Consider the following 8,214-nt stretch of genomic DNA (forward strand, 5'->3'; position numbering starts at 1 on the left):
TTTGCCGCCGGGAAGTTCTCAGGCGTTGCCGTCGCGCAACTCGCGGCGCAAGATCTTGCCGACATTGCTCTTAGGCAATTCCGTGCGGAACTCGATCACGCGCGGTCGCTTGTAGCCCGTCAAGCGCTCCTTGCAGAACGCCATCACGTCGGCCTCAGTCAAATGCGGATCTCGGCGCACGACAAACAGTTTGACCGCTTCGCCCGAGGCCGCATCCTTCACACCGACCGCCGCCACTTCGAAGACGCCCGGAAGCTTCGCCACCACGTCCTCTATCTCGTTCGGATACACGTTGAAGCCCGACACCAGGATCATGTCCTTCTTGCGATCCACGATCTTCACGTATCCGCGTTCGTCCATGATGCCGACGTCGCCTGACTTGAAGAACCCGTCGGACGTCATCACTTTCGCCGTCTCATCGGGACGATTCCAGTAGCCCGCCATCACCTGTGGCCCGCGAATGCAGATCTCACCGGGCTGGCCAAGCGGCATGTCGTTGTTGTCGTCGTCGCGAATGGTGAGTTCGGTGGAGGGAAACGGCAAGCCGATCGTGCCGGTGTATTCGGTGGCCGTCACCGGATTGCACGTCACGCAGGGCGACGTTTCGGACAACCCATAACCTTCGATAATCGGCGAACCCGTCGTCTCGAACCATCGCTTCGCCACGGCTTCCTGCACAGCCATGCCGCCCCCGTTCGCTGCGATCAATTTGGAAAAGTCGAGCTTGGCGAATTCCGGATTGTTCAGCAGCGCGTTGTACAGCGTGTTCACAGCCGGAAATGTGTTGATCGCGAACCCTTTGAGCTCCTTGATCGTGCCGGGGATATCGCGTGGATTCGGAATCAGGATGCCCATGCCGCCCGTGCGCAGGGTCAGGAAGCCGCAAACGGTCAGCGCAAAGATGTGATAAAGCGGCAACGCCACGACGGTCACGAACTGATCGATGTCTGGCCGGTTCTTGCGTCCGGGTTCGAGCCAGACTTCGGACTGCAACACGTTCGCGATCAAATTTCGATGCAGCAGCATCGCGCCCTTCGCCACGCCCGTCGTACCGCCGGTGTACTGGAGGAAAGCGATGTCGTTGGGACCTTGCTTGATGGGTTTGAGCGTTTCGCGCGCACCTTGCCGGAGGGCCGCGTTGAAACTCACGTGGCCAGGGAGAGTCCATGCCGGCACCAGTTTCTTCACGCGACGCACAACGAAGTTGACGATCACGCCCTTCGCGCCCATCAGATCGCCCATCGACGCAACCACGACGTGCTTGATCGCCGTGTTCTTCGCGACCGCCTGCACGGTGTGGGCGAAGTTCTCGAGCACGACGATCGCCTCAGCCCCCGAATCCCGCAACTGATGTTCGAGTTCACGCGGCGTGTAAAGCGGATTGACGTTCACGACGACATAACCCGCGCGCAAGATCGCGACAATGGCGACCGGGTACTGCAGCACGTTCGGCATCATGATCGCGACGCGCGCACCGGGCTTCAGCCCACGTGACTGGAACCACGCAGCAAGCTGGGTGGACAGCGTGTCGAGTTCGCTATACGTGATTGCCTTGCCCATGCAAACAAACGCGCGCTTGTTGCGGTACTCGCGAAAACTCTCTTCGAGCAACTCGGAAAGCGAATTGAACTGAGTCTCGTCGATTTCCTCGGGCACGCCTGCCGGATAGGACTTCAGCCAGATTTTTTCCATACGGCGTCTCCTTTGTATGATTTTAGAATGGTCGTGCGAAAATACTCCGTAGCGCATCCTAGCTGCTCGATCGCATTCCGACAACCGGGTTAGACGCCAGCTTCCAATCCGACCGGCACGTGCTTCCCCTTATCCCGTGTGGCTTCTGCTAGTTTTTGACTGACTTCAATACACCGCCTCGACCTCCACGAGACAGTCATAAAATGTCGCCGATCCACCGAGATCGGTCAAAGCCTGGCTGGTCACCTGGTTGGCGTTGCAGCCATCCGGCGCGAGCTTCTTCCACCACACCGATAATCCCACCACCACGCCCTCACGCGCGCGATCGGTGACGCGCACACGCGCCTGCATCGAACCGCGATCGTTGAATATGCGTACCCGTTCACCCTCGGCGATCTGACGGGCGTGGGCGTCGGTGGGATGCATGTCGAGGTGCGGTTCGCCTTCCGTCGATCGCAGGCTTTCCACATTGACGAAGCTGCTGTTGAGGAAGTTCCGCGCGGGCGGCGAGATCATCGCGAGCGGATAACGCGCGGCGAGCGCCGGCGCGTACTCGGCCGACTCGTACGGCGGCAGATAATCCGGCACCGGTTCGAGCCCGGCACGTTGCAAACGCTCACTGAAAAATTCACATTTCCCTGACGGCGTGTGGAAACCGCCCTCGGCGAACGGCGCTTCGGCCAGCGTGAGCTGCGCCCAGCCTTTCGTTTTCAGCGTGTCCCAGCTAACACCCGCCAACGCGGGATCGTCCCAGCGAAATGCCTTCGATGCCACCTCTTCGTCACTTTCGAACAGTGCCGGATGGGTGAGCCCCATCGCCCTGGCCAGGCCGCGAAAGATCTCCGTGTTCGCCCGCGATTCGCCCACCGGCGCGATTGCCGGCAAGTTCGCCATCACATGCGTGTGGCCGTACGACTTGTGGGCGTCGAGATGCTCGAGTTGCGTGGTCGCCGGCAGGATCAGATCGGCGTAATCAGCGGTATCGGTCTGGAAATGTTCAAGCACGATGGTGAACAGGTCTTCACGCGCGAAGCCTGCCGCGACCTTCACTGAATCCGGCGCCACCGCGACCGGGTTCGAGTTATAGACGATCACCGCTTCGACCTTCGGGCCGAAGCTTGCGTCGCCGCTATGCAACAACGCGTCGCCGATAGCGTTCATGTTCACGATGCGCGGCAGTTTCGATGGCCATCCCGCCAGCAAGTCCGGCCGTTCGAGCGCGTTGACATCGACTGGCGCCCAACTCGACGATGACAGCAGCAAGCCGCCCGAACGCTCGCGCCATGCGCCGCTCAGAGACGGCAGACAGGCTATCGCGCGGACCGCATTGCCGCCGCCACGCACGCGCTGCATCCCATAGTTGAGGCGTATCGATGCCTTTTTCGTCGATCCGAAAGCCCGCGCGAGATCGATCACAACCTGCTCCTCGATCCCGCAAATTTCCGCGACGCGCGCCGGCGGATAGTCGTAGGCGCGGGCCTTGAGTTGATCGAAGCCTAGCGTGTAGGCATCGATGTAGTCCTGATCGACCATTCCTTCGCCGATCATCACGTTCATCATGCCGAGCGCCAGCGCGCCATCCGTGCCCGGTTTCAACGCGATGTGCTGATGGCATTTTTCTGCGGTCAGCGAGCGGTATGGATCGATGGCGATGAGTCGGGCGCCGCGTCGTTTGGCTTCCTGCGCGCGCGTCCAGAAATGCAGATTCGATGCGATGGAATTCGATCCCCAGATCAGGATCAGCTCGCTTTCCTCGAAATACTCCGTATGCATGCCGAGACTTCCGCCATATGTATAGCGCAAGCCCGCGGCGCCGGCGGCCGCACAAATGGTGCGATCCAGACGCGACGCGCCGAGCACATTGAAGAACCGCGCCGCAATACTCTCGCCCTGTACGAGGCCCATCGTGCCCGCGTAGCTATAGGGCAAGATCGCTTCGGGCGAGCGGGCCGTGATTTCGTTCAGACGTTCAGCGGCGAATTTCAGCGCTTCGTCCCAACTCATCGCTTCGAAACGACCTTGCCCTTTCGGACCGACACGACGCATCGGTGTGAGCAATCGATCTCGATGATGTGTCCGTTCGGCATAGCGCGACACCTTCGTGCAAAGCACGCCCTGCGTGGGCGGATGATCCGGGTCGCCGGTCACCTTGATGGCACGGCCGTCCTTCACCGTGACACGCATCGCGCAGGTATCAGGACAGTCGTGCGGGCAGACGGCGCGGGCAAATTCGGCGGGAGCGTTCATGCGGATATCCGGTAGGAACGTGCAAAAAGCAGACGGAGAAGTCGATTTTATTACGGTTGGCCTGAGCTCACCGTCCCGAGCTTCGATAAATAATCGCGGGCGTAGAATGGAGCGAACGACAGCACGCGCAACGTTCATTTTTCAGACAGAGGCCAGTTTCATGAATCTGATTCCAGAAATCGAAGCGTCGCACGCGGAGATCAAAGCTCTGCGACGAACGATCCATGCGCATCCCGAGTTGCGCTATGAAGAAGTGGGCACGGCAAAACTAGTCGCCGAAAATCTCGAACGATGGGGCCTGGAGGTTCATCGCGGCATGGGCAAAACGGGCGTGGTCGGTGTGCTCAAACGCGGCTCGAGTCTCCGGTGCGTGGGCCTGCGCGCCGACATGGACGCGTTGCCGATCACCGAAATCAACACGTTCGGCCATCGCTCGCAAAACGATGGCCGAATGCACGCATGCGGTCACGACGGCCATACCGCGATGTTGCTGGGAGCAGCGAAATATCTGGCTGAGCGCGGGAAGTTCGACGGCACCATCGTGTTCATCTTTCAGCCAGCCGAAGAAGGCGGTGCGGGCGCCAAGGCAATGATTGAAGACGGGCTATTCGAACAATTTCCCGTCGATGCCGTGTTCGGCATCCACAACTGGCCGGGAATTCCCGCGGGTCGCTTTGGCGTCACCCCAGGCCCGATCATGGCGTCGAGCAACGAATTTCGCATCACCATCAAGGGCATCGGCTCGCACGCGGCGTTACCGCACAATGGACACGACCCGGTATTCACCGCAGTTCAGATTGCCAATGGGCTGCAAGGGATCATCACGCGCAACAAGAAACCCATCGACACCGCCGTCCTTTCGATCACCCAGATCCATGCCGGCGACGCGTCCAACGTTGTCCCCGATGAGGCTTGGCTCGGCGGTACGGTGCGAACATTTACCGTCGAGACGCTTGATTTGATCGAGCGCCGGATGCGCACGATTGTCGAGTCCACCGCGGCTGCGTACGAGTGTGAGGTTTCCATCGATTTTCATCGCAACTATCCGCCTACGATCAACGATGCAGAGCAGACGCGGTTCGCGACATCCGTGATGACGGAGGTTGTCGGAAAGGAAAACGTCAATGCGTCCGTCGAACCGACAATGGGCGCGGAGGACTTTTCCTTCATGCTGCTTGCGAAGCCGGGCTGTTATGCGTTTTTGGGCAACGGAGAAGGGTCTCATCGGGAAGCTGGACACGGCTTGGGTCCGTGCATGCTTCACAACGCAAGCTACGATTTCAACGACGCACTGTTATCAGTTGGATCGACGTATTGGGTACGGCTCGCGGAAAAGTTTCTGCCAATTCGAGATCAGGCGACGAGCTGATTTAGTTCAGCGCTTTCATTTCAAACTCGGTGCGCCTACTGTGTTTTAGGTAGACGCATTTTGTTTTGAGCAGCGGGTTGCGTTTCAGTGATCTGATAGGCGAGCGTTTTAGATGTAAGCGTCCGCTCGTGACCGTCTAGATTCTGGTCGCATCGCACCTCATGATTTCTCTGGGCACAAATGTCACTGTGTCCATAAAGGGAAATCATGGACAGAGTCACTGAATTGGGCGGCGACGATCAAGGTACGCGGCGCTATCGACGCCGAACGGTGGAGGAGAAGTGCCAAATCGTCAGAGAGACGTTGGTGCCTGGTCGATCCGTGGCGGAAGTGGCGCGAGCGCACGAAGTGAATGCGAATCAAGTGTTCGACTGGCGCAAACAGTATCTCGAAGGCCGACTTGACCCGAAGCGGGAAGACGGCCTCATGTTACCGGTCGTGTTGAGCGAACCTGAAGAGAAGGAGAAGGCATCGGCGCCATCGGAGTCACACGCATCTGCGGGCGTCTTGCGAGTGCTGTTTGCACGAAGCGAAGTGCGCATTGAGGGCCCTGTTGATCTCGAAGCACTGCGCTTGGTGATGCAATGCCTGAGTCGATGAGTCGGTCGCAAGGGCTTGCCTCGGTCGTCGAGCAGTCGACGAGCACGCGTATCTGGATAGCAGCCGGGTTCACGGACATGCGATGCGGTTTCAACGGCCTCGCCGCAAAGGTGCAAACAGTCCTCCACAAGGATCCGTTCTCGGGACACGTGTTCGTCTTCCGGGGCAAACGCGGCGACCTGCTCAAGTGTCTCTACTGGCGAGATGGCGGGCTATGTCTGCTCTCCAAACGGCTCGAGCGAGGCCGCTTCGCCTGGCCACGATCCGACGGCGGTATCGTCTGCCTAACAAGCGCACAACTTGGTCTTCTTCTTGAAGGATTCGACTGGCGTCAGCCACTTGATGCAGCTCGCCCGCGCAGTGCTTTGTAAACGTCTGTGACAGCGAGGCAATCGAGCTACTCGTCGGCGTAAACTACGCACATGACATCGGGCGACGGCTCCCTCCCAGACGACATTGAGGCCTTAAAAGCCCTTGTGCTCGCTCGTGAAGCGGCGCTGCGGGAGCGCGACGGCGACCTCGAGCAACTACGCGGCACCGTCTCGACATTGCAGAAGAATCTATCGGATCGGACGCTCGAGATCGAGCATCTGAAGCTGTGGATTGCCAAGCTGCAGCGCATGCAGTTCGGCCGCAAATCCGAGAAGATTGATCGCCAGATTGAACAGCTTGAACTTCGCCTCGAAGACCTCCAGACCGATGATGGCGCGGCCGCCGTCGAGTCACCGAAGCCACGTCGAGCCGAAGGCGGCAAGTCGACTGGTCGCAAGCCGCTACCTGATCATTTGCCGCGCCAGGACATCGTTCATCAGCCAGTCGAAGAAGCTTGCCCGCAATGCGGTGGTGCACTGGCCGATCTAGGTGAAGACGTTGCCGAGCAGCTTGAGTATGTGCCCGGCCATTGGCGCGTGATCCGTCACCGCCGTCCCAAGAAGGCTTGCACCTGCTGTGATTGCATCGTTCAGGCCCCAGCTCCCAGCCGTCCGATTGATCGCGGCATGCCCGGCCCAGGTCTGCTCGCCCATATTCTTGTCGCCAAGTTCTGCGACCATCTTCCCCTGTACAGACAATCGATGATCTATGCGCGTGACGGCGTCGAGTTGAGCCGTTCGACACTCGCTGACTGGGTCGGCCAGTGCAGCGCGCTTGTGCGCCCGTTGGTCGAGACGATTCGTCAGTACGTGATGTCGGCCAGGAAGATCCACACCGATGACACGCCTGTGCCGGTATTGGAACCCGGCAATGGCAAGACCAGGACCGGTCGGATCTGGACGTACGTTCGAGACGACCGGCCATCCGGTTCAAACGATGCACCAGCGGCCTGGTTTGCCTACAGCGCCAATCGTGCCGGCGAGCATCCCCGGGCACATCTGCTGAACTTCAAAGGGACACGGCAAGCAGATGCGTTCGCCGGTTACGACGCAATTTATGAGGCGGGCGCCGTGCGCGAAGCGGGATGCATGGCGCACGCTCGCCGTAAATTCCACGACCTGTTCGTTGCGCGCAAGAACGAGGTGAACACGGAAGCGCTGCGTCGGATTGGCGAGTTATACGCAATCGAAGCCGAGATCCGCGGTAAGCCGCCGGACGGGCGATGGCGCGTGCGACAAGAAAGAACCCGCCCGCTGATGGACGACTTCGAGTTCTGGCTGCGCTCGACGTTGAGTATGGTGTCGCAGAAAGGTGATACAGCTAAAGCGATCAACTACTCGCTGAATCAATGGCAGGCGCTCACGTTGTTCATTGATGACGGCGCAGTTGAAATCGACAATAACGCCGCTGAACGCGCGTTACGAGCGGTAGCGCTCGGCCGCAAAAACTTCCTTCACTTCGGCTCTGACAGCGGTGGTGAGCGAGGCGCCGCGATTTATACGTTGGTCGCGACGGCCAAACTCAACGGCCTCGATCCCGAAGCTTATCTGCGCCATGTTCTCTCTCGCATTGCCGACCATCCGGTCAATCAGGTAAGCGAACTGCTGCCGTGGGCTGTTGCTGATCAGTTGCCCTCATACGCCTCCTAACTTCACTTCGCCGCCATCCGAAACGCGATTCGCGTCAAGGACGGCCTCGCTCGGACGCTTACTTTTAGATTCGCTTATCCGCGTGATCGAAAGATGGTCTGATTTCGTTTAGACGTAACTTGGTTCTGTTTGAAGCCACCGATCCACGATGTATAGGTGTTGATGTCAAAGCACCGCATCTCTTAAACGATTCGAGCCGAAGGGTTGTGGTATTGCGATGTTGATCGATATCGAAGCTGTTGTGTAGGCGTATGGCGAATGGAAGGTGTGTGGAAAGGGGGATAG

Annotated in this window: 6 protein-coding genes; 4 read left to right on the top strand and 2 right to left on the bottom strand. The window is 59.1% G+C overall.

All coding sequences use genetic code 11. The features are described from left to right. Positions 1 to 18 precede the first annotated feature (18 nt). Together EOS_RS03995 and EOS_RS04000 are read right to left on the bottom strand one after the other, a co-directional pair. A complete protein-coding gene (locus EOS_RS03995; RefSeq protein ID WP_047845312.1) occupies positions 19 to 1,692 on the bottom strand; it encodes a long-chain fatty acid--CoA ligase in 1,674 nt (557 codons plus the stop codon). Positions 1,693 to 1,857: 165 nt separating this feature from the next. Then, positions 1,858 to 3,939 (bottom strand): molybdopterin-containing oxidoreductase family protein, encoded by a 2,082-nt coding sequence (locus EOS_RS04000; protein WP_047845313.1) that lies wholly within the window; start codon positions 3,937 to 3,939, stop codon positions 1,858 to 1,860. 160 nt (positions 3,940 to 4,099) lie between these two features. Between EOS_RS04000 and EOS_RS04005 the strand changes: the two genes are divergently transcribed. The 4 genes from EOS_RS04005 (at position 4,100) to tnpC (ending at position 7,929) form a co-directional block, all read left to right on the top strand. Then, positions 4,100 to 5,308 (top strand): M20 aminoacylase family protein, encoded by a 1,209-nt coding sequence (locus EOS_RS04005; RefSeq protein ID WP_047845323.1) that lies wholly within the window; start codon positions 4,100 to 4,102, stop codon positions 5,306 to 5,308. A gap of 207 nt (positions 5,309 to 5,515) precedes the next feature. Then, positions 5,516 to 5,908: an IS66-like element accessory protein TnpA gene (tnpA, locus tag EOS_RS48695; protein WP_053063745.1), complete on the top strand. Its 393-nt coding sequence runs from the start codon at positions 5,516 to 5,518 to the stop codon at positions 5,906 to 5,908. Continuing rightward, positions 5,905 to 6,279: an IS66 family insertion sequence element accessory protein TnpB gene (gene tnpB, locus EOS_RS04015; protein ID WP_047845314.1), complete on the top strand. Its 375-nt coding sequence runs from the start codon at positions 5,905 to 5,907 to the stop codon at positions 6,277 to 6,279. The genes tnpA and tnpB overlap by 4 nt, the downstream gene beginning before the upstream one ends. Positions 6,280 to 6,330: 51 nt before the next feature. Next, positions 6,331 to 7,929, top strand: a complete 1,599-nt coding sequence (gene tnpC, locus EOS_RS04020; protein ID WP_047845315.1) for an IS66 family transposase — start codon at positions 6,331 to 6,333, stop codon at positions 7,927 to 7,929. Positions 7,930 to 8,214 lie beyond the last annotated feature (285 nt).

The organism is Caballeronia mineralivorans PML1(12), from assembly GCF_001028175.1.
Lineage (GTDB): Bacteria > Pseudomonadota > Gammaproteobacteria > Burkholderiales > Burkholderiaceae > Caballeronia > Caballeronia mineralivorans.

What these genes read in the sequence shown, in the direction of transcription:
- tnpB (WP_047845314.1), top strand. Translation starts at nt 5,905, where the DNA reads ATGAGTCGGTCGCAAGGGCTTGCCTCGGTCGTCGAGCAGTCGACGAGC.
- tnpC (WP_047845315.1), top strand. Translation starts at nt 6,331, where the DNA reads ATGACATCGGGCGACGGCTCCCTCCCAGACGACATTGAGGCCTTAAAA.
- EOS_RS03995 (WP_047845312.1), bottom strand. Translation starts at nt 1,692, where the DNA reads ATGGAAAAAATCTGGCTGAAGTCCTATCCGGCAGGCGTGCCCGAGGAA.
- EOS_RS04000 (WP_047845313.1), bottom strand. Translation starts at nt 3,939, where the DNA reads ATGAACGCTCCCGCCGAATTTGCCCGCGCCGTCTGCCCGCACGACTGT.
- tnpA (WP_053063745.1), top strand. Translation starts at nt 5,516, where the DNA reads ATGGACAGAGTCACTGAATTGGGCGGCGACGATCAAGGTACGCGGCGC.
- EOS_RS04005 (WP_047845323.1), top strand. Translation starts at nt 4,100, where the DNA reads ATGAATCTGATTCCAGAAATCGAAGCGTCGCACGCGGAGATCAAAGCT.